This is a genomic window from Haloleucobacter ellipsoideus, from assembly GCF_052491725.1.
The window spans coordinates 135,731-160,373 of the sequence record NZ_JBQWAR010000015.1 but is presented as its reverse complement, the minus strand read 5'-3'; the positions used below and the strand labels follow the sequence as shown (position 1 = coordinate 160,373).

Here is a 24,643-nt window from a genome sequence, read left to right as displayed (position 1 = left end):
CGAAGAAGGACTTCTGCCATGTCCCGGCGGTGTGATCTGACCGGTAAGGCGGTGCTGACCGGCCACCTTGTGAGCCATTCAAACCGCAAGACCAAGCGCCGGTTCCTGCCGAACCTGTGCAATGTGACCCTCCAGAGCGATGTGCTCAACCGTTCCGTGCGTCTGCGCATCAGCGCCAACGCGCTGAAGAGCGTTGACCATCGTGGTGGTCTCGATGCCTTCCTCAAGAAGGCCCGCGACGAGGAACTGTCTCCCCGCGCCCTGGAGCTGAAGCGCCAGGTCGTCAAGGCGACTGCTGCTCCGGCTGAGGCCGCCGCAGCCTGATCTTCAGGTTTCCGAATACAGCTTCAAAAGGCCGCGAACGGTGACGTTCGCGGCCTTTTGCTATTCAGGTGCTCCCCCAGCCCGGCTGGCCGGATGGCGGGAGAGCATGGCCCCCGCCATCGCGCGCTTTCACACAAATTCGGCCACAGCCACGCCCAGCCGTTCCAGATCCTGCGGGCGGGAGAGACGATGGTCCCCATCCTTGATGAGGGAGAACACCACATCATCCTCGGCAAGGCAGGTCACAAGGCGCAATGCGTGCTGCCATGGCACATCCTCATCAGCCCCGCCCTGAAGGATGCGCACCGGGCAGCCGACAGAAAGCGGGGCGTTCAGCAACAGGTTCGTGCGGCCATCCTCAATGAGTGCACGGGTGATGGTGTAGGGCGTTTCGCCATATGCGCTCGGCTTCAGGAAGCGGCCCTGCTCCAGAATCACCTGGCGCACCTCTTCGGGGAAGAGCGCCCACATCAGGTCCTCGGTGAAATCGGGGGCGGGCGCAATCAGCACCAGCGCCCTGAGGCGCGCGCCCTGTCCGCGCCTTTGCAGTTCGCGGGCCAGCAGCAGAGCCAGCCAGCCGCCCATGGATGAGCCGATGACAATCTGCGGCCCCTGTGTCGTGGCCTCGAACACGGCCAGCGCCTCACCCAGCCAGCGCGAGATGGTGCCTTCATCGAAGGCGCCGCCGGAAATGCCGTGGCCGGAATAGTCGAATCGCACATTGGCCAGCCCGTGCGTCGCGGCAAGGGTTGCCAGATGTTCGGCCTTGGAGCCGGCCATGTCCGACATGAAGCCGCCAAGCCAGAACAGGCCGGGGCCGGAGGAGCCTTGCGCGGCCGGCAGGCGCTTCACGGCAATGCTGCGCCCCTCCACATCCAGATGGGTCAGGCTTTCAGGGGCCGGTGCGGTCATGATGTGCGCCCTCCTGTTCAGGCGAAATGGGTGAAATAGCGGGTGATGATCCGCTCATAGATGCGGGTCAGGTCGGTGAGGTCGCGCACCGGGGTGGCTTCATCCACCTTGTGCATGGTCTGGCCCACAAGGCCGAATTCCACCACCGGGCACAGATCCTTGATGAAGCGGGCATCCGATGTGCCGCCGGATGTGGAGGCCTCGGGCGTGCGGCCGGTCACCTCCTCCACCGCGCCGGAGACGATGTCCACGAATGGGCCGGGCGCGGTGATGAAGCTCTGGCTCGCTCCCGGAACGAAAGCCAGCTCATAGCTCTCCCCGGCCGTGTCGAGACGGCGGCGAATCTCGGCCTGCAGCGTGTCGATCGTGAAGAGGTCGTTGAAGCGCACATTGAAGCGGGCCTCGATCTGGGCGGGAATGACATTCGAGGCGCTGTTGCCCACATCCACCGAGATCACCTCCAGATTGGAGGGCGGGAAGAAGGGCGTCCCCTCATCCAGCGGCGCGGACATCAGGGCCGAAAGCAGGCGCACCATGCGCGGAACGGGATTGTTGGCCAGATGCGGATAGGCGACATGCCCCTGCACGCCCTTCACCGTGATGATGCCGGAAAGGCTTCCCCGCCGGCCGATCTTGAAGGCATCCCCCAGCGCTGCCGGGTTGGTCGGTTCGCCCACGATGCAGTGGTCGATCCGCTCGCCCTTCTCGCGCAGCCATTCCACCACCTTCACCGTGCCGTCCAGCGCCGGGCCTTCCTCATCGCCCGTGATCAGGAAGGAGATGGAGCCCTTTTCGGGCGGGCCAAGGCGCAGGGCGGCGGCCATGAAGGCGGCAACCGCGCCCTTCATGTCCACCGCGCCGCGTCCGAACAGCAGGCCGCCTTCCACCGCACCGGAGAAAGGAGGGTGCGACCATGCGCTTTCCTCACCCGCCGGCACCACATCCACATGGCCGGCAAAGCACAGATTGGGGCCTTGTGTGCCAATGCGGGCATAGAAATTGGGAATGGGAATGCCATCGCTGTCAAAGGCCAGTCGCTCCACCCTGTAGCCATGTTCCTCCAGCATGCGCGCCACCATTTCCAGCGCATCGGCCGAATCCGGCGTGACGGAGGGGGCGCGGATGAGGGCGCTGGCGAGCGCGACCGGATCGGTGGGGTCGAGAGGGGAGCGGGTGGCGTCGGTCATCACGGTGTCCTGGGTCACGGGGAATGGCGCGCCAGACCAGGGGCCGGAAGGACGGTGCGGCGCGGGCAGGCAGATGCCGGGCATCCTGATGCTGCCATGAAACATGTCCATGCTTTAAGCATATTCGGCAGGTCCGGGCACCGGGCCGACAAAGAAAAATACACGGCCTCAAGACCTTCAGTCCCGCCGGGCGGGCAGGAGGGGCGGGTGGCCTGCGCCCGTCCGGGCCGGCGCCATTTCGCCATGCCAATCCAGGGCCGGCGGCAGGGCACACGGAAAAATGTGCGCATCTGCATGTGCATGAGGCTCAAGCCTCCTGTTCGATGGCGCACAGAGCGGATAATTTGAGGCGCATGCAAGACGCTCCCGCCTGCGGGAACCGGCGTCTCCATATGGAGTGATGAAGAATGGCTTTTGGGCTTCCGGGCTTCGCGTGCCGCACATTGATGGGGCGTGAAAGTGGAGGGAAGCAGGCCGCAGGCCGCCATGGCGGTGGCTGGGTCGCGCTTCTGGCCCTGCTGTTCATGGTGCTGGCGGTTGCGCCATCCCTTGCGGAGGCCCCGCCGCCGGCGGTATCCGCCGCGACGCCCGCTGCCGCCCAGGCCGAGGGTGACGCGCCTGCCGCATCCCCCGCCGAAGCCCCCGCATCCGCTCCGGCCGAGCCGCCAAAGCCTGCCGCCTTGCCGCCAGACCCGCTCATCGTGGCTGCCCGCGCCAAGATTGATGAGGCCCGGGCCTCTCTCTCCAGCATTGAAAGCGCGCTGGCGGTGGAGGGGTTGCGGGCGGCCGATCTGGAAGAGCTGCGCAACCGCATCTCGCCTGTCCGCAAGGATCTGGTGGCGCAGTCGGAGGTGCTCTCAGAGCATCTCACCGGGCTGCGCTCGCAGCTCGCCTCCTTCCCGCCCGCCCCGACCGACGGCACGCCGGAGGATCCGGTTCTGACGGCGGACCGCTCGGCGATCAAGACACAGGTGAGCGCCTTTGAAGGCGTGCTCGCCCCCATCCGGGCGCTGACCGACCGGGCCGACACCATCGCCGACCGGATCAGCACCCGTCGCCGTGCCCTGTTTACCGAGCAGATGTTCGAGCGCAGCGCCTCGGTTCTGTCCCCCGGCCTGTGGGGAGAGGCGATCACCGGCATCAAAAGTGAGGTCCGCGCCATCCAGCTGCTGGTGATCGACTGGGCGGCCTATGCCGATAACAAGCATGGCCGTTCCGGGGCATTGGGGATTCTGGCCGGCACGCTCGCCATCATTGCGCTCGTGGTGTTTGGCGGGCGACTGGTGCGTGGATGGCTGCGCACGCCGCCGCCGCCGGATGATGTGATCTTCTCCCGCTCCCGCTCGGCGCTTGAGGCCCTGAAGGTCCTGCTGCTGGAAACCATTGTCGCGCCTCTGGCGGTCAGCGCCGGCGGGGCTTTCATGTCGGTGATGGACGTGATCCCGGCGCGGGTGGACGCTCTCACCCTGGCGTTCCTCCTTGCGGTTCTGTTCAAGGCGTTGGGCACTGCCACGGCGCGGGCTGTTCTGGCGCCGGTGGAGCCCTGGCGTCGCCTGCTGTCCATGTCCGATCATGATGCGCAGGTCGCCTTCAAATATTTCTCCTCCGCGGTGTGGACGCTGGCCATCGCACTGTTCCTGCTGTTCTTCCAGCGCACCCTGTTCGCCCCGCTGGCGCTGACAGTGGTGACCAGCGCACTGATGGCAATGCTGATCGCCGGCTTTCTGGCGCGCTTTCTGGTCTATCTGTCGCGCAAGGATGCCGGCGAGGGGACGGAGGGGACCGCCGAGGGCGAGGAAGGCACCCGGCAGAGCCCGCAATGGATCCGCTTTCTGGTGTGGATTCTGGTGGCGCTCATGACCGTCGCCCTTGTGGGCGGCTATGTGAGTTTCGCGGCCCTTGTGGCCCGCCGCCTCGTGGTGGCCTGCATCATTCTGGGGATCATCTATCTGCTTTACGTGCTGGTGGACTCGGTCTTCGACGAGAAGCAGATGCACGGTTCGCAGCGTGTGCGCGTGGCCGCGCGCGTGCTGGGCCTGTCCACCATGACGGTGGAGCTGGTGGGGGTCATCATCTCCGGCCTGCTCAAGTTCCTGCTGCTGCTGCTGACAGCCCTGCTGCTGGTGGAGAACTGGGGCGCGAGCGCCGGCGACATGATGGACATGACGCGCGACTTCTCCTTCAGCCTGCAGATCGGCAATGTCGCGATCAGCCCCTGGGGGGTGCTCACGGCGCTGACGCTGCTGCTGGTCGGCATCGGTATTGCGCGCGCCATCCAGCGCTGGATGACGGTCAGCCTGTTGCCGCGCACCGGGCTGGAGACCTCGCTCCAGTCCTCCATCTCCACCATTGTCGGCTATATCGGCGTCATCGCCGCGGTGATGGTGGCGATGAGCGAACTGGGGCTGAGCCTCGAGAATGTGGCGCTGGTGGCCGGCGCCCTCTCCGTGGGTATCGGTTTCGGCCTCCAGTCGATCGTCAACAATTTCGTCTCGGGCATCATCCTGCTGGCGGAGCGGCCCATTCGAGTGGGCGATACCATCAATGTGAAGGGGGAAGAGGGCTCGGTGCGTCGCATTTCCGTGCGCTCGACCGAGATCGAGACGGCGGACCGCGCGAGCGTCATCGTGCCGAATTCCGACCTCATCACCGGCATGGTGAAGAATTTCACCCATGCCAATACCACCGGCCGCATCATCATCGCCGTGAATGCGCCCTATGATGCGGATCCGGAGCTGGTGCGCGATCTGCTGGTGGGCTGTGCCTATGACCATCCGCAGGTGCTGCGCAATCCGCCGCCGCGCGTGTTCCTGCTCAAGTTCACCGATATCGGCATGGGCTTCGAGCTGCGCTGTGTGGTCGCCAATGTGGATTATGGCACCACGGTGCGTTCGGACCTGCATTTCAAGGTTCTGGAGCGCTTCCGCGAGGCCGGGATCGGCTTTCCCTCCCAGCCCTGGGCTGCGCTGGGCCGCGCCCCGGTCGCGCTGGTGCCGGAGCCCGGCCCGGCAAATGCGGAGCCGGAAGCCGCACCGGAACAGGCACCGGGAGCCGGAGAGGGGGAGCCCCGCCCGGATGGGGAAAGCCAGGAGCCGGCTCCAGCTCGGCGCCCGTCAGGGGCGGGGTGAGGAGATATTAACGTGATTTCAACCGGGGTGGGGCAGGATGCGCGTGAGCGTTGCCATCTTCCGCGCCGGTTGAAACGGTTGGGGAGGGGCGCGTCCGTGTTCCCACAGCTCTTCTGGAGCCGCCATGCGCCGCCCACCCCTGCGCCTTTCCGTTCTTGGCCCGGCCAGCCTTGCTCTCGCCCTGTTTCTGGGGGCGTGCAGTTCCTCGGACAATCTGGGTGAGCAGCCCTCTTTCTATACCAATCTCGCCCAGGCCAACACGCCGGTTGATGCGGCTGCCGCCACCACCATGCTGTCGGAGTACCGGATCTCCCGCGGCCAGTCGACCGTGACGCTGGACCCGGAGCTGACCCGCCTTGCGCAGGAACAGGCCAATGCCATGGCGCGCGCGGACAAGCTCTCCCACGAGGTTGGCGGACGCAATTTCATCACCCGCATGAAGGCATCCGGCTATGATGCCCGCGCGGCGGTGGAGAATGTCGGCGCAGGTTACCAGACCCTCGCGGAAGCCTTCTCCGGCTGGCGGGACTCGCCCTCCCACAACAAGAACATGCTGGCTCCGGGCATGACCCGCATGGGCATTGCCACGGCCTATGCGCCGCGCTCCAAATACAAGGTCTACTGGGCTCTGGTGCTGGCGGAGCCGGCCAATCCCCAATAGGGCCGCCCGGATACAGGGTGGCGGCGCGTGGTTGCGCACCGCCATGAGAGGATGACATTGCCGGGCGGGGCACCATGTGCTCCGCCCGCAATCATGTTACCCCATGGGTGCCGACATACCCTTGTCGTGCAGATCTTCCCCCCGGGGCACGAGGGGGAGGAGGGGGCATTGTCACCAAACCGCATCAACTTCAGGGTAGTCGACGGAACAACAGGAGGCTTGGAGCAATGACGGACCCCATGCAGGACGCCGAGACCCGCAGCTGGCTTGAGATCGAGCTGGAAGACGACATGGATGAGGAGCTGGAACAGGCTGTCGATGATGCCCGCGTTCCGCCCGAGCTGCGCGCCCTTCTGGAGCAGCGCAAGAAAACGACCATCGACCGCCAGACCTATTTCAGCGAACTGCTGCGCCTGCAGGCCGAACTGGTGAAGATGCAGGACTGGATCCGTCACAAGGGCCTGAAACTTGTGGTGCTGTTCGAGGGGCGCGACAGCGCCGGCAAGGGCGGGGCGATCAAGCGCATCACCCAGCGGGTCAATCCGCGCACCTGCCGCGTGGTGGCCCTTCCCGCGCCGTCCGATCGCGAGAAGACCCAGTGGTATTTCCAGCGCTATGTGCCGCACCTGCCGGCCGCCGGCGAGATCGTGCTGTTCGACCGCAGCTGGTATAACCGCGCCGGTGTCGAGCGTGTCATGGGCTTTGCCGATGAGCAGCAGGTCGAGGACTTCTTCCGCGACGTGCCGGAGTTTGAGCGCATGCTGGTGCGCTCCGGCATCATTCTGGTGAAATACTGGTTCTCCATCACCGATGAGGAGCAGCAGCTGCGCTTCCTCATGCGGATCCATGATCCCATCAAGCAGTGGAAGCTTTCGCCGATGGATCTGCAGTCCCGCGTGCGGTGGGAGCAGTATACCAAGGCGAAAGAGGAGATGTTCGAGCGCACCTCCATTGCCGAGGCGCCCTGGCATATCGTGGAGGGCAATGACAAGAAGCGCGCGCGCCTCAATGTCATCTCGCACCTGCTCTCGAAGATTCCCTATGAAGACGTGCCGCATGAGGAAATCACGCTGCCGGAACGGGTCTTCGATCCCGATTATGAGCGGCGCACCCTGCCTGCCCATCTGTATGTGCCGCACCGCTATTGATGAGCCGCTACAGGGCCCTTCCCGCCTTCGGGCACGGGAAGGGCCTTGTGCTTTCGTATGGTCCCTCTTCCGGCGTGCGGGTGCGCCCTGCACCTTTTCCTGCCGAAGATGGGGATAGGGCACGCTTTTTTCTTCTGCGGCCTTTTTGATATCTGCCGCTATTTGTCACAGTTTTAAACTGGTTTCATGCTGCCTTGCCGCAGATCCCGCGCCGAAGCCGGGATGCCGGGAACAGCGCTTTCCAGACTGTGCGCCAGCTCTTGAGAACCTTTATATATCCACGATTTGAGAGATGTTCGCAGATATCGTGCGGGCTCTTCAATGCAGACAATATGTTTCGGCTTAACAATGCTGCGGGGCAATTATGTCGCAGCGAAAGTCTTTCCCGGGCAGGCGGCTGCTGTGAGCGGCATGGGAACTTTGTCACACCTTAGGATCATTTCAGCCTGTTGACGAAATGGAAAGAACGTATTCATGGTGTGTCTCGACTATCCGTACGCGCGGAGGATGTACCATGCGCGTGCCCGAATTGTGAATGGACAGCATATGAACAGGGGGCTTGGGGATGGTGAATGATCTGGTCGTGGATCTCTCACGGCTGCAATTCGCGGCTACAGCGCTCTACCATTTTCTTTTCGTTCCGCTGACTCTTGGTCTCACAGTCATTCTGGCTGCGATGGAAACCATTTATGTCACGACAGGACGCGATATCTACAAGCAGATGGCCCAGTTCTGGGGCAAGCTGCTGCTGATCAACTTTGCTCTGGGTGTGGCCACCGGCCTCACCATGGAGTTCGAGTTCGGAACCAACTGGTCCTTCTATTCCAGCTTTGTCGGCGACACCTTCGGCGCGCCGCTGGCCATTGAGGGGCTGATGGCCTTCTTCATGGAGTCCACCTTCATCGGCCTGATGGTGTTCGGCTGGGACAGGCTCTCCAGGGGGCAGCATCTTGTCGTCACCTATCTGGTGGCGCTGGGCTCCAACTTCTCCGCGCTCTGGATTCTGGTGGCGAACAGCTTCATGCAGCATCCGGCCGGTGCGGAGTTCAACCCCGTGACCATGCGCATGGAGCTGGAAAGCTTCGGCTCGCTCTTCTTCAACCCGGATGCGCAGGCCAAGTTCGTGCACACCGTGCTGGCGGGCTATGTGACCGCGGCCATCTTCGTGTGCGGCATCAGCTCCTATTACCTGCTGCGTGGCCGGAGCCTCGAGTTCGCCAAGCGCTCCTTCCGCGTGGCCTCGGTGTTCGGTGTTCTGGGTGCGGGTGGCGTGATCACGCTGGGTGACGCGCTGGGCTATGTGGGCGCGCATGTGCAGCCCTCCAAGCTGGTGGCGATGGAAGCGCTCTGGGAGACCGAGCCCGCGCCGATGGCGTTCAACGCCATTGCCTTCCCCAATCAGGCGGAGCAGCGCAATGACTTCGCCATCCAGATTCCGGCGGTGCTCTCCATTCTGGTGACGCATTCGCTCACCGGCACATTGCCGGGCGTGGATACGCTGGAGGCCGAGGCCCGCGAGCGCATCCGCAACGGCATTCCCGCCGTTCTGGCGATGGAGAAGCTGAGCTCCAATCCGAAGGATGAGGAGGCTCTGGTGCAGTTCGCGGCTCACAAGGCCGATGTCGGCTATGCCCTTCTGGCCCAGCGCTATGCGCCGGACCTGACGCAGATCACCGACGAACAGGTGGCGCAGGCTGCCCGTGATACCATTCCCGAGGTGTGGATCGTCTTCTGGGCCTTCCGCTTCATGGTGGCATTCGGCCTGCTGATGCTGGCCTATATGGTGTTCGCCATGCTGATCTCCCTGACCAACCAGATCGAGAAGCGGCGCTGGTTCCTGTGGGCCGGTGTGCTGATGATCCCTGTGCCCTTCCTCGCCTGCGAGATGGGCTGGCTGGTTGCGGAGGTTGGCCGACAGCCCTGGACCGTCTACGAGATGCTGCCGACCTGGCTTTCGGCCTCGACCCACAGCGAAAGCTACATGATCTTCTCGATCACCGGCTTCGTGCTGCTCTACACCATCTTTGCGATTATCGAGGTGTTCCTCATGCTGCACTTCATCCGCAAGGGGCCGGATGAGCCCGGTGCGCATGGCGCGGCCCAGCTGGCGGGAGGCTACTGATATGGAAGGCTTTGCTTTCGAGGCCTATGCCGTCCTCAAGGTGGTGTGGTGGGTGCTTCTCGGGGTTCTGCTCACAGGCATCGGCGTGATGGTGGGCATGGACATGGGTGTCGGCACGATCCTGCGTTATGTGGGCCGTACCGATGCCGAGCGCCGGGTGGCGATCAATGTCATCGGCCCGCACTGGGATGGCAACCAGGTGTGGTTCATCCTCGGCGGCGGCGCGATCTTCGCCGCCTGGCCACTGGTCTATGCCACGGCCTTCTCCGGCTTCTACATTGTCATGCTGCTGCTGCTGTGGAGCATGATCGTGCGGCCGCTGGGCTTTGAATACCGCTCCAAGATGCCTTCGGATCGCTGGCGCGCGGCATGGGATGGCACGCTGTTCATCTCCGGCTTCCTGCCCATGCTGGTCTTCGGCGCGGCCATCGGCAATGTGCTGCAGGGGGTGCCGTTCAATTTCGACTGGCGCCTGCGCTCCTTCTATACCGGCAGCTTCATCGAGCTGTTCAACCCGTTCGCCATTCTGTGCGGGCTGATGTCGGTGTCGCTGGCGGTCTATATGGGCGGCAGCATTCTGGGCCGGGCGGCCGGTGAGCCTGTTGGCCAGCGCGCGCGCACGGCCGGCATGGCCGCCGCCATTGCGGCGCTGGTCCTGTTCACCATCGGTGGGTTCTGGGTGGCCAATCTGAGCGGCTACCAGCTCGTCTCCGGTCCGCCGGCGGATGCGGCACAGACCCCGCTGCACCAGGAGGTGGCCTATGTGCCCGGCGCCCTGCTCGCCAATTATACGGCACATCCCATCCTGTGGGTGTTTCCGGGGCTGGCCTATGCGGGGCTTCTGATCGGACTGGTCTCGCTGGCCACGCGCCATCCGCTGGTGGCATGGTGGTTCGGGGTGCTGGCCTGGATCGGTGTGATGGGAACTGTCGGCGCCTCGATGTTCCCGTTCCTGATGCCGTCCATCACCCATCCCTCGCACAGCCTGACCGTGTGGAACTCGGGCTCCAGCCTGCGCACGCTGGCCTGGATGCTGGGCTTCACGCTTATCTTCATGCCACTCATCATCGCATATACCAGCTGGGCGTTCTGGGTGATGCGCGGCAAGGTGGATGTGAAGAAAATCGAGTCGTCTGACCACGCGCTTTGAGGGGGCACACCATGTTCTGGCGTTACATCATCGCGATGGTGCTTGCCGTCATCGCCATTCTCCTCGGCATCATTCTGGGAGACTATGGGCCCTGGTATCTGTCCTGGTTCCTCGGCACGGGCTTCATGGTGCTGGTGGCCGTTTCCGCCGGCGTCCTGTTCGAGGCGCAGGATGATGCGAGGAGGGGGGTTGTCCCGCCCGTTCCGGGAAGCGAGCCGCAGAAGCTTTCCGGGGAAAAGGGCAAGGCCTGACAATATGATTCACGGCACCGCGGCAGCGGTGCCGTGAATTTTTTTCGGCATGTGCATGGGGCCGTTCCCCCAGCCGCATTGTTCTCTTGCGTGGAATGCTGAACTATTCACGGCTGGGCCCGGCTTCAGGCCGGATGATCTCCACCTTCAGCATTGGAACCGCACATGCGATACCTGCACACCATGATCCGCGTGCACGACGTGGACGCAGCCCTCACATTTTTCTGCACGCATCTGGGCCTTCGGGAAGTGCGGCGCGTGGAATCGGAGCAAGGCCGTTTCACCCTCATTTTTCTGGCCGCTCCCGCCGATCTGACGGAGCCGGCTCCCGATGCGCCGCTGATCGAGCTGACCTACAACTGGGGCTCCGAGGAAGATTACGGCAGCGCCCGTAATTTCGGCCATCTGGCGTTCGAGGTGGATGACATCCATGCCACCTGTGCGCGGCTTCTGGCGGCCGGCATCACCATCAACCGTCCCCCGCGCGATGGCCGCATGGCCTTTGTGCGCTCGCCGGACCTGATCTCGGTGGAGCTGCTGCAGAAGGGGGAGCCCTTGGCGCCCGTGGAGCCGTGGATCTCGATGCCGAATGTCGGCGTGTGGTGATCTTTGGAGAAGAAGGCCGGGCCTGCGTGCCTGGCCCTGTCATACCGGGTGGGGGCTGGCGCCAGCCTCTGGCGACTTCCGCCACGGTGCCGATCGCCGGATATGGCGTTTGCGGTGGGCAGACGCAGCCTCGACGAGGCAGGGCGGGTATAGATTGTGGCTGACCTTCCCGCCCGGGGGGCGCCCGCAAGCGGATGGGCAAATCTACCCATCCGTCAGATGCTGCAAAGCATGACATGCCGCCGCAATATCAGGCGCGCTGGCCGGCAGTGGCATACCGGTGAGAATGAGATGGGGAACAGATCTCCGGAATCGGCATCCATGCATCCCTGATGTGCCGGGGTGCGTCCGCCATCCATCATCCGTGCATCGGCCGGCGCTTGAGATTCGTCTGGGGCTGAGCGGAAGAATCTGACACGGTCCGCTCACATGGGCGCTGCCATCATCCGCGTCGTGCAATATCTCCGGCGCGCAGGATGATTTGCCCCTGTGACAGCATATGCGCAGGCGGTCATGTGCGCGCGCACCTTCAGCGAATCGCGGGGTGATCCTTGCGACAGGACCTGTCTTTTGATGGGGAAAGGCGAGTGATAGCCGGAACCGGAATCATTTTTCCCGGCGCATATGGCCCGCTTCAGCGAATCAGACGCCGCCTCCAGACATTGGCGAGGCTCCCGGAGCTGCGAATCATGTTGCGGCTCGGCATCAGGCGCGTGCGGAATATGGTGCGTGGATATGGAAAAATGCCAGTTATCTGGGGATGATTGGACAGCAATCAGGGCATGCATACGGCTTGTGATGCGCAAACACCGCCCGCGATCCTGATCAGAAAATGCCTGAGGGCAGCAAAACCAGGGGGCGGACGGCAAAATGCCGGATTTCCAAGCCTGTCTGCCTGATTCTCAGCCCGGTATAAGGCTTTGAAATATCTGGTCGGAGTAGCAGGATTTGAACCTGCGACCCCCACGTCCCGAACGTGGTGCGCTACCAGGCTGCGCTATACTCCGTGACCAGAGGCGCTGCCTTTAACATGAGCTTGTCAGGGAATGCAAGAGGGAATGATGCGTCTCGTCGCTTGAACGGTGGAAGGGGCCATGTCATAGGATGCCGGCGTCCTATTGTTCCGGCAGTCCGGTTCAGGGTGGATTCAACGGGTTTACAATGTGGAGTATGAGCACATGGCGACAGACGGTTTCGCGAGCGGTCTGCTGAAGGGCAAGCGCGGGCTGGTTCTCGGCGTCGCCAACAATCGCTCCATCGCCTATGGCATCGCCAAGTCTGCACGCGCCCAGGGCGCGGAGATCGGCCTGACCTGGCAGGGTGATGCGCTGAAGAAGCGGGTTGCCCCGCTGGCGGAGGAGCTGGGCGCGCATTTGGTGGGCCACTGCGATGTGACCGAACCTGCCACCATCGACGCAGTGTTTGCTGAGGCCGAGCGGATTTTCGGCACCATCGATTTCGTTGTCCATTGCATCGCCTTCTCCGACAAGGACGAGCTGGACGGGCGTTATGTGGACACCTCGGCGGAGAATTTCTCCAAGAGCCTGTTCATCTCCTGCTATTCCTTCACCGCCATCGCCCAGCGGGCCGAGAAGCTGATGCCCAATGGCGGCTCGCTGCTCACCCTGACCTATTACGGGGCGGAGAAGTGGATGCCCCATTACAATGTGATGGGTGTCGCCAAGGCCGCGCTGGAGGCTTCCGTGCGCTATCTGGCGGCGGATCTCGGCCCCAAGGCCATCCGCGTGAATGCGGTCTCGGCCGGCCCCATCAAGACGCTGGCCGCCTCCGGCATCGGTGATTTCCGCTACATCCTGAAATGGAACGAGCTGAACTCCCCGCTGCGCCGCACCGTCACCACCGACGAGGTGGGCGATACCGCCGTGTATATGCTTTCCGATCTGTCGCGTGGCGTTACCGGCGAGGTGCATCATGTGGATGCGGGCTATCATATCGTGGGCATGAAGCATCCTGACGCGCCCGACCTTGCGCTTGTGCGCGATTGACCTTGCAAGCCGGGCGCGGCATGAGCTGGCGCGCCCGCACCATCCGGTGAGGCGACGGCAGGAACAGGGCAGGCCGCCCCGGGTGGCCACATCTGCGGGAGAGCACCATGCGGGCTGTTGGACGTGCGACCCTCTTTCCTCTGGCCGCCCTTGCCCTGGCCGGGGCCGGCATCACCGGCGCGGCGGCGCAAAGCCCGCCGAACTTTCAGCAATACCCCCTGAAGGATCGGATCTTCGGTTCCGGAGGGGCGCTTTTTCCCGATTATTCCCAGCCCTATGAGCGCGGCACCGCTTATGTGATCGGCCATGGCAGCCGCCGTGGAGACATCTTCGCGGCCGGTACGGTTGATTATAACTGCCAGCAGACCCAGGCGCCGCGAATCGAGGTGATGTCCGCACCGCCGGGCGGGAAGGTTTCGCTCCGGCTCGGCAGCTTTACCGTCACGGGAATCGACAAGGGCCTCTCCCGCTGCATCGGCCAGCCGGCGCGGGGCATTGTGGTGAGCTACAAGGGGCCGCGCCCGCCGGGTTCCACGGTCACCCTGCGGGTCATCTATCCCACCCTCGGGGCCTGGTACACGCATATTGTGAAGGTGGGCGGGTGATGCGCGCCACGCGGCTGTTTTTCGTGCGTCACGGTGAGACGGACTGGAACCTTGCCGGTCGTCTGCAGGGCCGCCGGGATGTGCCCCTGAATGATCTGGGGCGCGTGCAGGCCGGCCGTGTGGGCAAGCTGCTGCCCCGGATTGTGGGCGAGCCGGTGGAGCGCCTGCATTTTGTCTCCAGCCCGATGATCCGCACGCTGGAAACCATGCGTATCCTGCGGACCACGCTGGACCTGCCGGTGAATGATTTCGCCACGGACATCCGTCTTGCCGAGCTGTCCTTCGGGGAGTGGGAGGGCAAGACCTGGCCGCAGCTGCGCCGCAGTGATCTGGTCGAGGTGCGCAAGCGCGATGAAGACCCCTGGCATTTCGCGCCTCCTGGCGGGGAGAGCTACAATGACCTCAAGGTCCGCCTTGGCGCCGCGCTGGAGGACGTGCAGCAGGATGCGATCATCGTCACCCATGGTGGCGTGATTCGCACCGCGCTCAGCATTCTGGCCGGCATGCCCGGGCAGGAGGCCGCCCATCTGCCGATCCGCCAGGGGGCGGTCTATGTCGTTGAGGGTGGCCGCTTCGAGGTTGCGACCTGAAAGCTGTTGATGCCGGGCTCGGGAAGCCCGGATAAAGCGCCGGCCTGTGATCATCCCGGCCCTGCAATCTTCAGAACGGATCCTGCCGGGCATTGCCGTTACACGCTTCCGTTGTCAGGGCCCGCACGGCGCGTGACCATGACCGCGCACCTTTTCTCAATTCCCTGAAATGCACGCGGAGAGGCTGGCATGGCCCTGCGCATTCTCCCGCTTTCGATTCGGGGAAATCCGCTCGTCAAAGGGCGCCAAGGCCGACACCGGCGGCATTTTCAGGTGACGGTTCCATCACCTGAAAATGCCCTTCGGGTGCTCAGTGGCGGAAGTGGCGCACGCCGGTGAAGACCATGGCAAGGCCCGCTTCATCCGCCGCTGCAATCACCTCTGCATCCCGCATGGAGCCGCCGGGCTGGATGACAGCGGTTGCGCCCGCCTCCACCGCGGCCAGCAGGCCATCGGCAAAGGGGAAGAAGGCATCGGATGCCACGACCGAACCCTTGGTGAGGGGCGTGGCAAGGCCGGCGGCCTCGGCGGCATCAATGGCCTTGCGGGCGGCGATGCGGGCCGAATCAACGCGGCTCATCTGGCCGGCGCCAATGCCCACCGTCGCACCGTCCTTCGCATAGATGATGGTGTTGGACTTCACATGCTTGGCCACGCGGAAGGCGAAGCGCAGGTCCGCAAGCTCCCGCTCGGTCGGGGCGCGCTTGGTCACCACCTTCAGGTCGAGATCATCGGCGCTGATATTGTCGCGGTTCTGCACCAGCAGGCCGCCGGCAACCGTCTTCACCAGCAGGCCGGGGGCGCGCGGGTCGGGCAGGGCGCCGGTGAGCAGCAGGCGCAGATTCTTCTTCGCGCCAACAATCGCGATGGCTTCTTCCGTGGCCTCGGGAGCGACGATCACCTCGGTGAAGATGTCGGCCATGGCGCGGGCAGCATCGGCATCCAGCGTGCGGTTCACGGCGATGATGCCGCCAAAGGCCGAAACCGGATCACAGGCCAGCGCCTTGCGATAGGCTTCCTCAAGGCTGGCACCTTCGGCCACGCCGCAGGGATTGGCATGCTTGACAATCACCACGGCGGCGGTGCGGGCGGGGTGGAATTCGGCCACCGCCTCGAAGGCGGCGTCGGTGTCATTGATATTGTTGTAGGAGAGCTGCTTGCCCTGCACCTGCCGGGCGGTGGCGACGCCGGGGCGGAGCTCGTCCGTGGCATAGAAGGCCGCATTCTGGTGCGGGTTCTCGCCATAGCGCAGCGCCTCGATCAGCTTGCCGCCCACCGCGCGATAGGCCGGGGCGCTGTCCTTCAGCTCGCGCGCGAACCAGTTGGAGATGGCGGCATCATAGGCGGCGGTGCGCGCATAGGCCTTCTGGGCGAGGCGACGGCGCAGGGTCAGCGTCGTGCCGCCATGGGCGCGGATTTCCGCCAGCACGGCCTCATAGTCCACCCCATCCACCACAACAGCGACATCGGCGTGATTCTTGGCCGCGCCACGGATCATGGAGGGGCCGCCAATGTCGATATTCTCGATGGTTTCATCGAAGCCGGCCTTGCGGGCAACCGTTTCCTCGAACGGATAGAGATTCACCACCACAAGGTCGATGGGGGCGATGTCATGCTCGGCGAGGGAGGCCTGATGGCCGGCATCGGAGCGGATGGCGAGAATGCCGCCATGCACCTTGGGATGCAGGGTCTTGACCCGGCCATCCATCATTTCCGGAAAACCGGTGAGTTCGGAAACATCGCGCACCGGCAGGCCGGCATCGGCCAGCGCCTTGCAGGTGCCGCCGGTGGAAACCAGTTCCACGCCGCTTTCCACCAGCGCGGTGGCGAAGGGCACGAGACCCGTCTTGTCGGACACCGAGATGAGGGCGCGGGTCACGGGACGGATATCGGCGGTCATGGTCAGGCTCCAGCAATATGGCCGCATCCGGCATAAGCCCGGAAGGTGCGGAAGGGGCATCTTGAAAGGGGGCCGCGCGTTTCCTCTTGGCAAGGAAGCCCGGGCACTGCCCGCTCGCCTACCACTAATGCGCGCGGCTCGCCAGAGTGTGTGGTGGCTTTCTCATATGCAAAGGCCGCGCTCCTTGCGGGGCGCGGCCTCTGGGGTCAGTTCATCCTGCATCCGGGTGCCGGAGGGGCAGGGAATCAGTTCGCCTGAGCGGGCTCTTCCTGTGCCGGGGCCTCGGCGGGTGCCTCGGGGGCCGGCTGTTCCGCCGGCGCGTCTGCGGCCGGGGCTTCCTCCGCCGGGGCGGCGGCCACGGTGGGCAGCGGCTTGGGATCGGCCGACAGGGAGTTGAGATAGGCGATCAGGTTGGCGCGATCCTCGGCCTTGGGCAGGCCGGCAAAGGCCATGCTGGTGCCGGGAACCTCAGCCTTGGGATTGGTGAGATAGGTGTTCAGCATCAGCGGATCCCACTTGCCGCCATGGTCCTTCATGGCCTGCGAATAGCTGAAGCCGGGGAAGGTCGCCGTGTCACGGCCCACGACACCATAGAGTTCGGGGCCAACCTTGTTGCCCGCGCCTTCCTTGAAGTTGTGGCAGGCGGCGCACTTCTTGGCGACCTTTTCACCCTTGGAGATGTCCGCCTCGGCGAACAGCTCCTGGATCGAGACCTCACGCGGCTTTTCAGCCTCCGCTCCGGGCGGCAGCACGACAATGTCATAGCCGGGCCGGGCCGGGGCCTCGGGCGTGAAGAGGATGCCGGAGGTGTATCCAAGGCCGAATGCGAGCACCAGCGCGCAGGCAAATCCAACCCCAAGCTTGATCAGAAATCGAAAAACGTTCATCGGCGTTTCGCCCCTCGGACCCCTCAGTCAGCACCGCCCGGCCGGTTCCAGCTCAGGGCGACAGCATGTCGATGGCACGCGCGCAGGCACGCCTGCGCAAGTTGGAACGACACTAAGCACTTTGATTGAAGCGGCGCAACCCGTATTAAGACGCGTCATCTTTGTTGATCCGCCCCGCTCGCGCCCATTGCGCGGGCTGTGCTATCGCAATGGCGTGGTCACTACAGGATCAGGCCGGAACACGCTTATGTCCCCAACTTCTACACTTGTTCTTGTTCCAGCACGCATGGCGGCCTCCCGCCTGCCGGGCAAACCGCTGGCCGATGTAGGCGGGCGGCCGATGATCGTGGAAGTGGCGCGGCGCGCGGTCGCAGCCCGCATCGGGCGGGTGGCGGTGGCCACCGATACGCAGGAAATTGCCGATGCCGTGCGCGCGGCCGGCTATGAGGCCGTGATGACCCGCGCCGATCATCCCTCCGGTTCGGACCGTATCCATGAGGCGCTCGGCGTGCTGGATCCGGCCGGCGCGGTGGAAATCGTGGTGAATGTGCAGGGCGACCTGCCCACCATCGCTCCCGAAGCCATCCGCCGGGCGGTGCTGCCGCTGGAGAATGCGCAGGCGGACATGGCCACGCTGGCGGCGCAGATCCGCGAGGCGGATGAGCGCACGGACCCCAATGTGGTGAAGGTGGTGGGCTCGCCCATCGGGCCGCAGCTGTTGCGGGCGCTCTATTTCACCCGTGCCACGGCCCCTTATGGCGATGGCCCGCTCTATCATCATATTGGCCTTTATGCCTATCGCCGCCGGGCGCTGGAGCGTTTTGTGAGCCTGCCGCCATCGCCGCTGGAGCAGCGCGAGAAGCTGGAGCAGCTGCGGGCGCTGGAGGCGGGCATGCGCATTGATGTGGCGATTGTCGACACCGTGCCGCTGGGGGTGGATACGCCGGCCCATCTGGAACGGGCCCGCGCGATTCTCGCTGAAGAGAACGGTTTCTGAAATCCGGCCGGGGCCGGTCCAGCACATTTCATGAGGGCAGGGACGTGACAGACGAGTCCAGAAAGCGGCGCATCACCTTCCAGGGCGAGGCGGGGGCCAATTCCCATATCGCCTGCCGGGATGTGTTCCCGGATTATGAGGCGGTGCCCTGCGCCACCTTCGAGGACGCTTTCGCGCCGGTGGAAAATGGCACGGTGGAACTGGCCATGATTCCCATCGAGAATTCGGTGGCGGGCCGGGTGGCGGATATCCACCACCTGATGCCGCGTTCCCCCCTGCAGATCGTGGGGGAATATTTTCTGCCGCTGTCGCACCAGCTTCTGGGAGTGAAGGGGGCAAGCCTTGCCACGCTGAAAACCGTGCAGAGCCATGTGATGGCGCTCGGCCAGTGCCGCAAGGCCATCCGCACGCTGAACCTGCGCGCGGTGACCGCCGCGGACACCGCCGGCTCGGCCCGCGAGATCGCCGAGGCGGGGGATGTGACCCGCGCCGCCATCGCCTCGCGCCTTGCGGCCGAGATCTATGATCTGCAGATCCTGTCCGAGAATATCGAGGACGAGAAGCACAACACCACGCGCTTTGTCATTCTTTCGCGGGATGGGCAGTGGGCGCCGGCCGGCAATGGGCCGGTGGTGACCACGCTGGTGTTCCGCGTGCGCAACGTGCCGGCGGCGCTCTACAAGGCCATGGGCGGTTTTGCCACCAATGGCGTGAACATGACCAAGCTGGAATCCTATCAGCTCGACGGGCACTTCACCGCCACCCAGTTCTATGCCGATATTGACGGCCACCCGGATGATCTGCCGGTGAAGCGGGCGCTGGAGGAACTGGCTTTCTTCTCGCGCGAGGTGCGCATTCTCGGTGTCTATCCGGCCAGCCCCTTCCGCCAGAAGGCCCTTCCGGCGGAATAGGCCGGGCTCTTCCGCCCGGGCGGGGCTCGCCGTGTGTCAGGCCCGCTCTCCGGCCATGAAGGCCAGAACCAGATGGCGGGCGATGGCCTCCGCCCCCGGAACGAACAGTTCCTGAGGGTGGTCGCCCGCCAGCATCTGCTCCACCTCATCGCGCGAAAACCAGCGGGCATCCTCGATTTCGGCCGGATCGAGGGTGAGTTCCCCGCTCGCGGCCTCGGCAAGGCAGCCGAGCATCAGGGACATGGGAAAAGGCCAGGGCTGGCAATCCATATAGCGCACGCGGGAGACGCGCACGCCCACCTCTTCCAGAGTCTCGCGGCGCACCGCGTCCTCCATCGTTTCCCCCGGTTCCACGAAACCGGCAAGGCAGCTGTACATGTTGGGCCGGAAATGGGCCGAGCGCCCCAGCAGGCAGCGCTCTCCCGATATCACCAGCATGATGACGGCCGGATCGGTGCGCGGAAAGTGCTGTCCGCCGCAGGAGGGGCAGTCGCGCCGCCAGCCGGAATCGGTCATTTGCGTGCGTGTGCCGCAATTGGAGCAGTAGCGGTGTCGCCCATGCCAGGCCAGAAGGGCCTTGGCGCTGGCCAGCGCGCCCAGCACGCCGGATGGCGCAAGTCCCTCGGCCGCGATGGCGCGCAGCGTGCTGACCTGAAGCCCGGCACCCTCCATCTCCTCCTGACGCGCCGGATCGAAGGAGAAGGCGAAATGGGGCATGTCATCCTGCATCCCCAGAAAAATCGGGCGGCCCCGGCTCCACAGGCGCGCCGCCGTTGCGGGCAGGAAGGCCGCGCCATCTGCACCGATCGCCACCGCCTCGCCCCCCAGCAGGCAGCCGCGCGCCTCCGGCTGTTCAAGCAAAGCGCGCGTGTCGGGGCGCAGATGCGCGGCGCGGTCCAGGCCATTGTGCGTATAGGCGAGGGGCGGATGGAGATCGTCCGCGACGGTGTGCGGGCAGGTATCGGCAGGCATGTGGGGCAATCGCTATGGGCGGTGGCGTGCTGCCCGAACGGGCGGCGGGGAAAGGTTGCACGCGCGCCGGAGGGGCGCAAGCAGCTCTCCTGCCCCATTTTCAGTGGGCAGATATGAGCGGTGAACATTGCACCTGCCGCGGAAAGACATAAGTAAGGGGCCAGTGGGTGCGCCGGGCGTGCCCGTGTGAAAACTGAACCGGCCGGAACCGGGCCGCTTCCCGCCGGAAGCCCCGACCGCCCGAGCGGAGCTTTGGATGCACGCCTCACCCGAAACCATTTATGGCACCACTATTGTCTCCATCCGCAAGGGCAACCGCGTCGCGATCGCCGGCGACGGGCAGGTGACACTCGGACAGACCATATTGAAGGGCAATGCCCGCAAGGTGCGCCGTCTTGGCCGGGGCGATGTCATTGGCGGATTCGCCGGTGCGACGGCGGATGCCTTCACCCTGTTCGAGCGCCTTGAGGCCAAGCTGGAGCAGTATCCCGGCCAGCTTCAGCGCGCCGCCGTGGAACTGGCGAAGGACTGGCGCACCGACCGCTATCTGCGCCGCCTTGAGGCCATGATGATCGTGGCCGATGCCACCATCACCCTCGTGCTCACCGGCACGGGCGATGTGCTGGAGCCGGAAGAGGGCATCACCGCCATCGGCTCGGGGGGCATGTATGCGCTGGCCGCCGCCCGCGCGCTGGCGGACAGGGAGGATGATCCGGAAGTGATCGCCCGTCGCGCCCTGGAAATTGCCGCCGACATCTGCGTCTACACCAACCGCAACATCACGCTGGAAGCCATTTCGGCCTGAGCCTGCGCAGCGCATTTTCCGCGGGGTGTTCCAGCCCTTGCGAGATGAAAATGCACCTTCCCGAAAGGTCGGGCATCTCCCTGAAATGTCAGGAACGGGGACATGCTCCGAGGATCAAGACAAGAGAAGCCTTCCGCCATGAGCGACTTTTCCCCGCGCGAGATCGTTTCCGAGCTCGACCGCCACATTGTAGGCCAGCAGAACGCCAAGCGCGCCGTGGCCATTGCCCTGCGCAATCGCTGGCGCCGCCAGCAGCTCGACGACCGGCTGCGCGAGGAGGTTCTGCCGAAAAACATTCTGATGATCGGCCCCACCGGCGTCGGCAAGACCGAGATCTCCCGTCGTCTCGCCCGCCTGGCCGGAGCGCCCTTCCTGAAGGTGGAGGCGACCAAGTTCACGGAAGTGGGCTATGTGGGCCGTGATGTGGAACAGATCATCCGTGATCTGGTCGAGGTCGGCATCGGCATCGTGAAGGAGAACAAGCGCAAGGATGTGCAGGCAAAAGCGCATCTGGCCGCTGAGGAGCGGGTGCTGGATGCGCTGGTGGGCGCCAATGCCTCCGCCGCCACGCGCGATGCCTTCCGCAAGCGCCTGCGCAGCGGCGAGCTGGATGACAAGGAAGTGGAGATCGAGGTTTCCGCCGGTGCGCCGGGCCTGTCCATGTTCGAGATTCCCGGCATGCCGGGTGGCGGCCAGATGGGCGCCCTCTCGCTGGGCGACATGCTGGGCAAGGCGCTGGGCGGCCGTTCCAAGCCGCGCAAGGTGAGCGTGAAGGAGGCCCATCCCCTTCTGCTGACCGAGGAGGCGGACAAGCTGATCGATCAGGAAGCCACGGTGCAGGATGCGATCCATGCGGTGGAGAATCACGGCATCGTCTTCCTTGACGAGATCGACAAGATCGCCGGCCGCGAAAACCGCTCCGGCGCCGATGTCTCGCGCGAGGGGGTGCAGCGCGACCTGCTGCCGCTGATCGAGGGCACCACCGTTTCCACCAAGCACGGGCCGGTGAAGACCGATCATATCCTCTTCATCGCCTCCGGCGCGTTCCATGTGTCCAAGCCTTCCGACCTGCTGCCGGAGCTTCAGGGCCGCCTGCCCATCCGCGTGGAGCTGGAGGCGCTGACACGGGCCGATTTCGTGCGCATTCTCAATGAGACCGAGGCCAGCCTCGTCAAGCAGTCCATCGCTCTCATGGGCACGGAGGGCGTGACGCTGGATGTGACGCAGGATGCCGTGGAGGCCATTGCCGATGCGGCGGTGGAAGTGAACTCCAATGTCGAGAATATCGGCGCGCGGCGTTTGCAGACCGTGATCGAGCGGGTGCTGGACGATCTGTCCTTCTCCGCCCCGGACCGTTCCGGCGAGACTGTCGTGATCGATGCCGAATATGTCCGCTCACGGGTCTCCGATCTGGCGCGCAATGCGGACCTGAGCCGGTTCATCCTCTAGAATGGCCGCCCAGTCGCAACCCGTCCGCCGGAGACGCCCATGCCCCATCTGACTGTCGAATACAGTTCCAATATCGGCCACGCCTGCACCCCGCAGATGCTGCGCAACCTGAACACCGCCCTGATGACATCCGGCCAGTTCGAGGAAATGGCCATCAAGAGCCGCGCGGTGCCGGTGGATGTTTTCGCCATCGGCACGGCGGAAGGCGAGCGCGGCTTTCTGGCGGCGCGCCTGTGCATTCTGAGCGGACGCACGGCGGAACAGAAAAAGCAGCTTTCGGAAATCCTGCTTGAGGCGCTGAAGAAGTCCTTCATGTCGAGCGGTATTCATACCCAGATCACTGTCGAGATTCTGGATATGGACCGCGCCTCCTATGGCAAGGCGATCTTCGGGCCCTGACAGGGGTGATGGAAAGACCCTTCTGAAAACACGCCATGGCCGGCCTGCCCGCCATGGCGTTCATGTTTCAGGGGCGGGCCTTCATCAGCCGGTGGATGGCCAGGGCGGAAACCAGCCCGAAGGTTCCGGCGGTGAAGAGCACATAGGCAAAGCCCTGCGAGAACACCATCTGGGCCTGCTGCAAGGCGGCGGCATGGTCGCCCTGCGGCAGGGTGGACAGGAGCTGGGGCCAGTCTCCCGCCGCCACCGCATCGGCCATGGCCGGCTTGTGGGCGCAGGCCGCCCTGTCGGCACAGCCCTGCATCATCAGGGCCCGGATCATGGTGGCCAGAATGCCGGAGAGCACGGCGAAGCCCAGCAGGATGCCGGAGAAACGCGCCGTGGCGCTGATGCCGGATGCCATGCCGGCCCGCTCACGCGGGACCACGCTCATGATGGCTTTCTGCGTTTCCCCGTTCAGCAGGCCGCCGCCGCTGCCCATCAGCGCCATGCCGGGCATGATGATGGCCCATGAGCCAAGCTGGGCGCCGAAGCCCGCCAGAAGATTGCCAATGCCGGTGATGCACAGCCCCAGCACCAGAATCTGCGGGGAGCCGAGAAAGCGCGCCAGAAAGCGCCCGACATAGGGAAAGGCCAGCATGGCCAGCGCGAAGGGCAGCATGGAGAAGCCGGCCACCAGCGCGGGGCGGCCCAGCCCGTTCAGCAGCAGCAGGGGCAGCAGGGAGGCCATCACCTGCGCGCAGGCAGCATAGGCAAACATCGCCCATACGCCGCCCACCAGCCGAGGGTTGGTGAACATGTGGACATCCAGCATGGGGTTCTTCAGCGCCCGCTCCACGGCGATGAAGGCGATGAGGGCGCACAGGCCGGCGGCAAAGCCGGCAAGGGCGACGGGGGTCGTCCAACCCTGTGCCTGCCCCTGCACCAGCCCCCAGGTGAGGCCGAACATGGCGCAGGTGAACAGCGCGATGCCGGCCGGGTCCAGCCGCCGGGTGGTATCGCCATGGGATTCCTCGATCCAGCAGATCACCGCCAGCCCCAGTGTGAGGCAGATGGGCACATTCACGAAAAAGGCCCAGCGCCAGCCGAGATACTGGTCGATCAGCCCGCCCATCACGGGGGCAAGCACCATGGTCAGCCCCATGATGCCGCCCCAGATGGCCCATGCCCGGTTGCGCTCGGCCACATCATGAAAGGTGTGGCCGATGATGGCGAGGGCGGATGACAGCAGGAAGGCCGTGCCCGCCCCCTGCAGGGCGCGCGCCATATAAAGTGTCTGCGGCGAAACCGCGAGGCCGCACAGCAGGGAGGCCAGCGTGAAGACCCCGATCCCGGCAAGAAAGGTCCGCTTGCGCCCGAACCGGTCCGCGATGGCGCCCGCCGGCAGGAGCAGCGAGGCGAAGAACAGCACATAGGCGCTCACAACCCATTGGATATCGGCAAAGGAGGCGCCAAACCCGCGGGCGATGCTGGGCAGCACCATGGCGACGATATTGATGTCCAGCACCGTCATGGCGCAGCCGGTGGAGGCTGTCAGCAACACGAGCATCGGGGCGGTGGAACGGGTGCGGGTCATAGGCAGGGTCTGGGCAGGCTGGTCCACGGCATCTTCAATCAAGTTCGGGGCAGGAAG

Annotated in this window: 22 protein-coding genes and 1 tRNA gene; 16 read left to right on the top strand and 7 right to left on the bottom strand. The window is 64.7% G+C overall.

The features are described from left to right. Positions 1 to 18 precede the first annotated feature (18 nt). The gene (gene rpmB / locus ACT6QG_RS04205) at positions 19 to 324 is read left to right on the top strand and encodes a 50S ribosomal protein L28 (RefSeq protein WP_444976354.1); all 306 of its coding nucleotides are present in this window, start codon (positions 19 to 21) and stop codon (positions 322 to 324) included. Between the two features lie 129 nt (positions 325 to 453). On the opposite strand, the gene ACT6QG_RS04200 is transcribed toward rpmB, so the two are convergent. Both ACT6QG_RS04200 and dapE read right to left on the bottom strand, forming a co-directional pair. After that, positions 454 to 1,236, bottom strand: a complete 783-nt coding sequence (locus tag ACT6QG_RS04200) for an alpha/beta hydrolase (protein WP_444976353.1) — start codon at positions 1,234 to 1,236, stop codon at positions 454 to 456. Positions 1,237 to 1,253: 17 nt separating this feature from the next. After that, a complete protein-coding gene (gene dapE / locus ACT6QG_RS04195; RefSeq protein ID WP_444976352.1) occupies positions 1,254 to 2,423 on the bottom strand; it encodes a succinyl-diaminopimelate desuccinylase in 1,170 nt (389 codons plus the stop codon). A gap of 407 nt (positions 2,424 to 2,830) precedes the next feature. On the opposite strand from dapE, the gene ACT6QG_RS04190 reads away from it, so the two are divergent. The 7 genes from ACT6QG_RS04190 (at position 2,831) to ACT6QG_RS04160 (ending at position 11,489) form a co-directional block, all read left to right on the top strand. Beyond that, positions 2,831 to 5,551 (top strand): DUF3772 domain-containing protein, encoded by a 2,721-nt coding sequence (locus ACT6QG_RS04190; RefSeq protein ID WP_444976351.1) that lies wholly within the window; start codon positions 2,831 to 2,833, stop codon positions 5,549 to 5,551. Positions 5,552 to 5,675: 124 nt separating this feature from the next. Beyond that, positions 5,676 to 6,212, top strand: coding sequence for a CAP domain-containing protein (locus ACT6QG_RS04185; protein ID WP_444976350.1), 537 nt, complete (start codon positions 5,676 to 5,678; stop codon positions 6,210 to 6,212). A gap of 227 nt (positions 6,213 to 6,439) precedes the next feature. Next, positions 6,440 to 7,360: a polyphosphate kinase 2 gene (gene ppk2 / locus ACT6QG_RS04180; protein WP_444976349.1), complete on the top strand. Its 921-nt coding sequence runs from the start codon at positions 6,440 to 6,442 to the stop codon at positions 7,358 to 7,360. Positions 7,361 to 7,925: 565 nt separating this feature from the next. Next, entirely contained in the window at positions 7,926 to 9,482 is a 1,557-nt protein-coding gene (locus ACT6QG_RS04175; RefSeq protein WP_444976348.1) for a cytochrome ubiquinol oxidase subunit I, read from the top strand. 1 nt (position 9,483) lies between these two features. Then, the gene (cydB, locus tag ACT6QG_RS04170) at positions 9,484 to 10,632 is read left to right on the top strand and encodes a cytochrome d ubiquinol oxidase subunit II (protein WP_444976347.1); all 1,149 of its coding nucleotides are present in this window, start codon (positions 9,484 to 9,486) and stop codon (positions 10,630 to 10,632) included. 11 nt (positions 10,633 to 10,643) lie between these two features. After that, positions 10,644 to 10,883 (top strand): hypothetical protein, encoded by a 240-nt coding sequence (locus tag ACT6QG_RS04165; protein WP_444976346.1) that lies wholly within the window; start codon positions 10,644 to 10,646, stop codon positions 10,881 to 10,883. A 165-nt stretch (positions 10,884 to 11,048) separates the two neighbouring features. Next, positions 11,049 to 11,489, top strand: coding sequence for a VOC family protein (locus ACT6QG_RS04160; protein ID WP_444976345.1), 441 nt, complete (start codon positions 11,049 to 11,051; stop codon positions 11,487 to 11,489). Between the two features lie 930 nt (positions 11,490 to 12,419). On the opposite strand, the gene ACT6QG_RS04155 is transcribed toward ACT6QG_RS04160, so the two are convergent. Then, positions 12,420 to 12,496: transfer RNA gene (locus ACT6QG_RS04155), tRNA-Pro, on the bottom strand. Between the two features lie 171 nt (positions 12,497 to 12,667). On the opposite strand from ACT6QG_RS04155, the gene fabI reads away from it, so the two are divergent. From fabI to ACT6QG_RS04140, 3 genes are all read left to right on the top strand, one after another. Further along, positions 12,668 to 13,495 (top strand): enoyl-ACP reductase FabI, encoded by an 828-nt coding sequence (gene fabI / locus ACT6QG_RS04150; protein WP_444976344.1) that lies wholly within the window; start codon positions 12,668 to 12,670, stop codon positions 13,493 to 13,495. A 107-nt stretch (positions 13,496 to 13,602) separates the two neighbouring features. Then, a complete protein-coding gene (locus tag ACT6QG_RS04145) occupies positions 13,603 to 14,100 on the top strand; it encodes a hypothetical protein (RefSeq protein ID WP_444976343.1) in 498 nt (165 codons plus the stop codon). Further along, positions 14,100 to 14,690 (top strand): histidine phosphatase family protein, encoded by a 591-nt coding sequence (locus tag ACT6QG_RS04140; protein WP_444976342.1) that lies wholly within the window; start codon positions 14,100 to 14,102, stop codon positions 14,688 to 14,690. Before ACT6QG_RS04145 ends, ACT6QG_RS04140 begins: the two co-directional genes overlap by 1 nt. Positions 14,691 to 15,000: 310 nt before the next feature. Here ACT6QG_RS04140 and purH read toward each other — a convergent pair whose 3' ends face one another. Together purH and ACT6QG_RS04130 are read right to left on the bottom strand one after the other, a co-directional pair. Further along, positions 15,001 to 16,590 carry a bifunctional phosphoribosylaminoimidazolecarboxamide formyltransferase/IMP cyclohydrolase gene (gene purH, locus ACT6QG_RS04135; RefSeq protein WP_444976341.1) on the bottom strand — a complete coding sequence of 530 codons (1,590 nt, stop codon included), beginning with the start codon at positions 16,588 to 16,590 and terminating at the stop codon, positions 15,001 to 15,003. A 245-nt stretch (positions 16,591 to 16,835) separates the two neighbouring features. After that, entirely contained in the window at positions 16,836 to 17,477 is a 642-nt protein-coding gene (locus ACT6QG_RS04130; protein WP_444976340.1) for a c-type cytochrome, read from the bottom strand. Between the two features lie 247 nt (positions 17,478 to 17,724). Between ACT6QG_RS04130 and ACT6QG_RS04125 the strand changes: the two genes are divergently transcribed. Beyond that, positions 17,725 to 18,474 carry a 3-deoxy-manno-octulosonate cytidylyltransferase gene (locus ACT6QG_RS04125; protein ID WP_444976339.1) on the top strand — a complete coding sequence of 250 codons (750 nt, stop codon included), beginning with the start codon at positions 17,725 to 17,727 and terminating at the stop codon, positions 18,472 to 18,474. 44 nt (positions 18,475 to 18,518) lie between these two features. After that, a complete protein-coding gene (locus ACT6QG_RS04120) occupies positions 18,519 to 19,385 on the top strand; it encodes a prephenate dehydratase (protein ID WP_444976338.1) in 867 nt (288 codons plus the stop codon). Positions 19,386 to 19,421: 36 nt separating this feature from the next. Here ACT6QG_RS04120 and nudC read toward each other — a convergent pair whose 3' ends face one another. Continuing rightward, entirely contained in the window at positions 19,422 to 20,357 is a 936-nt protein-coding gene (gene nudC / locus ACT6QG_RS04115) for an NAD(+) diphosphatase (RefSeq protein WP_444976337.1), read from the bottom strand. 256 nt (positions 20,358 to 20,613) lie between these two features. Here nudC and hslV point away from each other — a divergent pair, with 256 nt between their 5' ends. From hslV to ACT6QG_RS04100, 3 genes are all read left to right on the top strand, one after another. Beyond that, positions 20,614 to 21,162 (top strand): ATP-dependent protease subunit HslV, encoded by a 549-nt coding sequence (gene hslV, locus ACT6QG_RS04110; RefSeq protein ID WP_444976336.1) that lies wholly within the window; start codon positions 20,614 to 20,616, stop codon positions 21,160 to 21,162. 138 nt (positions 21,163 to 21,300) lie between these two features. Then, a complete protein-coding gene (gene hslU / locus ACT6QG_RS04105; protein ID WP_444976335.1) occupies positions 21,301 to 22,611 on the top strand; it encodes an ATP-dependent protease ATPase subunit HslU in 1,311 nt (436 codons plus the stop codon). Positions 22,612 to 22,650: 39 nt separating this feature from the next. After that, a complete protein-coding gene (locus ACT6QG_RS04100; protein WP_444976334.1) occupies positions 22,651 to 23,010 on the top strand; it encodes a 5-carboxymethyl-2-hydroxymuconate Delta-isomerase in 360 nt (119 codons plus the stop codon). Between the two features lie 67 nt (positions 23,011 to 23,077). On the opposite strand, the gene ACT6QG_RS04095 is transcribed toward ACT6QG_RS04100, so the two are convergent. After that, positions 23,078 to 24,613 (bottom strand): MFS transporter, encoded by a 1,536-nt coding sequence (locus ACT6QG_RS04095; protein WP_444976333.1) that lies wholly within the window; start codon positions 24,611 to 24,613, stop codon positions 23,078 to 23,080. Positions 24,614 to 24,643 lie beyond the last annotated feature (30 nt).

What these genes read in the sequence shown, in the direction of transcription:
- rpmB (WP_444976354.1), top strand. Translation starts at nt 19, where the DNA reads ATGTCCCGGCGGTGTGATCTGACCGGTAAGGCGGTGCTGACCGGCCAC.
- ACT6QG_RS04200 (WP_444976353.1), bottom strand. Translation starts at nt 1,236, where the DNA reads ATGACCGCACCGGCCCCTGAAAGCCTGACCCATCTGGATGTGGAGGGG.
- dapE (WP_444976352.1), bottom strand. Translation starts at nt 2,423, where the DNA reads ATGACCGACGCCACCCGCTCCCCTCTCGACCCCACCGATCCGGTCGCG.
- ACT6QG_RS04190 (WP_444976351.1), top strand. Translation starts at nt 2,831, where the DNA reads ATGGCTTTTGGGCTTCCGGGCTTCGCGTGCCGCACATTGATGGGGCGT.
- ACT6QG_RS04185 (WP_444976350.1), top strand. Translation starts at nt 5,676, where the DNA reads ATGCGCCGCCCACCCCTGCGCCTTTCCGTTCTTGGCCCGGCCAGCCTT.
- ppk2 (WP_444976349.1), top strand. Translation starts at nt 6,440, where the DNA reads ATGACGGACCCCATGCAGGACGCCGAGACCCGCAGCTGGCTTGAGATC.
- ACT6QG_RS04175 (WP_444976348.1), top strand. Translation starts at nt 7,926, where the DNA reads ATGGTGAATGATCTGGTCGTGGATCTCTCACGGCTGCAATTCGCGGCT.
- cydB (WP_444976347.1), top strand. Translation starts at nt 9,484, where the DNA reads ATGGAAGGCTTTGCTTTCGAGGCCTATGCCGTCCTCAAGGTGGTGTGG.
- ACT6QG_RS04165 (WP_444976346.1), top strand. Translation starts at nt 10,644, where the DNA reads ATGTTCTGGCGTTACATCATCGCGATGGTGCTTGCCGTCATCGCCATT.
- ACT6QG_RS04160 (WP_444976345.1), top strand. Translation starts at nt 11,049, where the DNA reads ATGCGATACCTGCACACCATGATCCGCGTGCACGACGTGGACGCAGCC.
- fabI (WP_444976344.1), top strand. Translation starts at nt 12,668, where the DNA reads ATGGCGACAGACGGTTTCGCGAGCGGTCTGCTGAAGGGCAAGCGCGGG.
- ACT6QG_RS04145 (WP_444976343.1), top strand. Translation starts at nt 13,603, where the DNA reads ATGCGGGCTGTTGGACGTGCGACCCTCTTTCCTCTGGCCGCCCTTGCC.
- ACT6QG_RS04140 (WP_444976342.1), top strand. Translation starts at nt 14,100, where the DNA reads ATGCGCGCCACGCGGCTGTTTTTCGTGCGTCACGGTGAGACGGACTGG.
- purH (WP_444976341.1), bottom strand. Translation starts at nt 16,590, where the DNA reads ATGACCGCCGATATCCGTCCCGTGACCCGCGCCCTCATCTCGGTGTCC.
- ACT6QG_RS04130 (WP_444976340.1), bottom strand. Translation starts at nt 17,477, where the DNA reads ATGAACGTTTTTCGATTTCTGATCAAGCTTGGGGTTGGATTTGCCTGC.
- ACT6QG_RS04125 (WP_444976339.1), top strand. Translation starts at nt 17,725, where the DNA reads ATGTCCCCAACTTCTACACTTGTTCTTGTTCCAGCACGCATGGCGGCC.
- nudC (WP_444976337.1), bottom strand. Translation starts at nt 20,357, where the DNA reads ATGCCTGCCGATACCTGCCCGCACACCGTCGCGGACGATCTCCATCCG.
- hslV (WP_444976336.1), top strand. Translation starts at nt 20,614, where the DNA reads ATGCACGCCTCACCCGAAACCATTTATGGCACCACTATTGTCTCCATC.
- hslU (WP_444976335.1), top strand. Translation starts at nt 21,301, where the DNA reads ATGAGCGACTTTTCCCCGCGCGAGATCGTTTCCGAGCTCGACCGCCAC.
- ACT6QG_RS04100 (WP_444976334.1), top strand. Translation starts at nt 22,651, where the DNA reads ATGCCCCATCTGACTGTCGAATACAGTTCCAATATCGGCCACGCCTGC.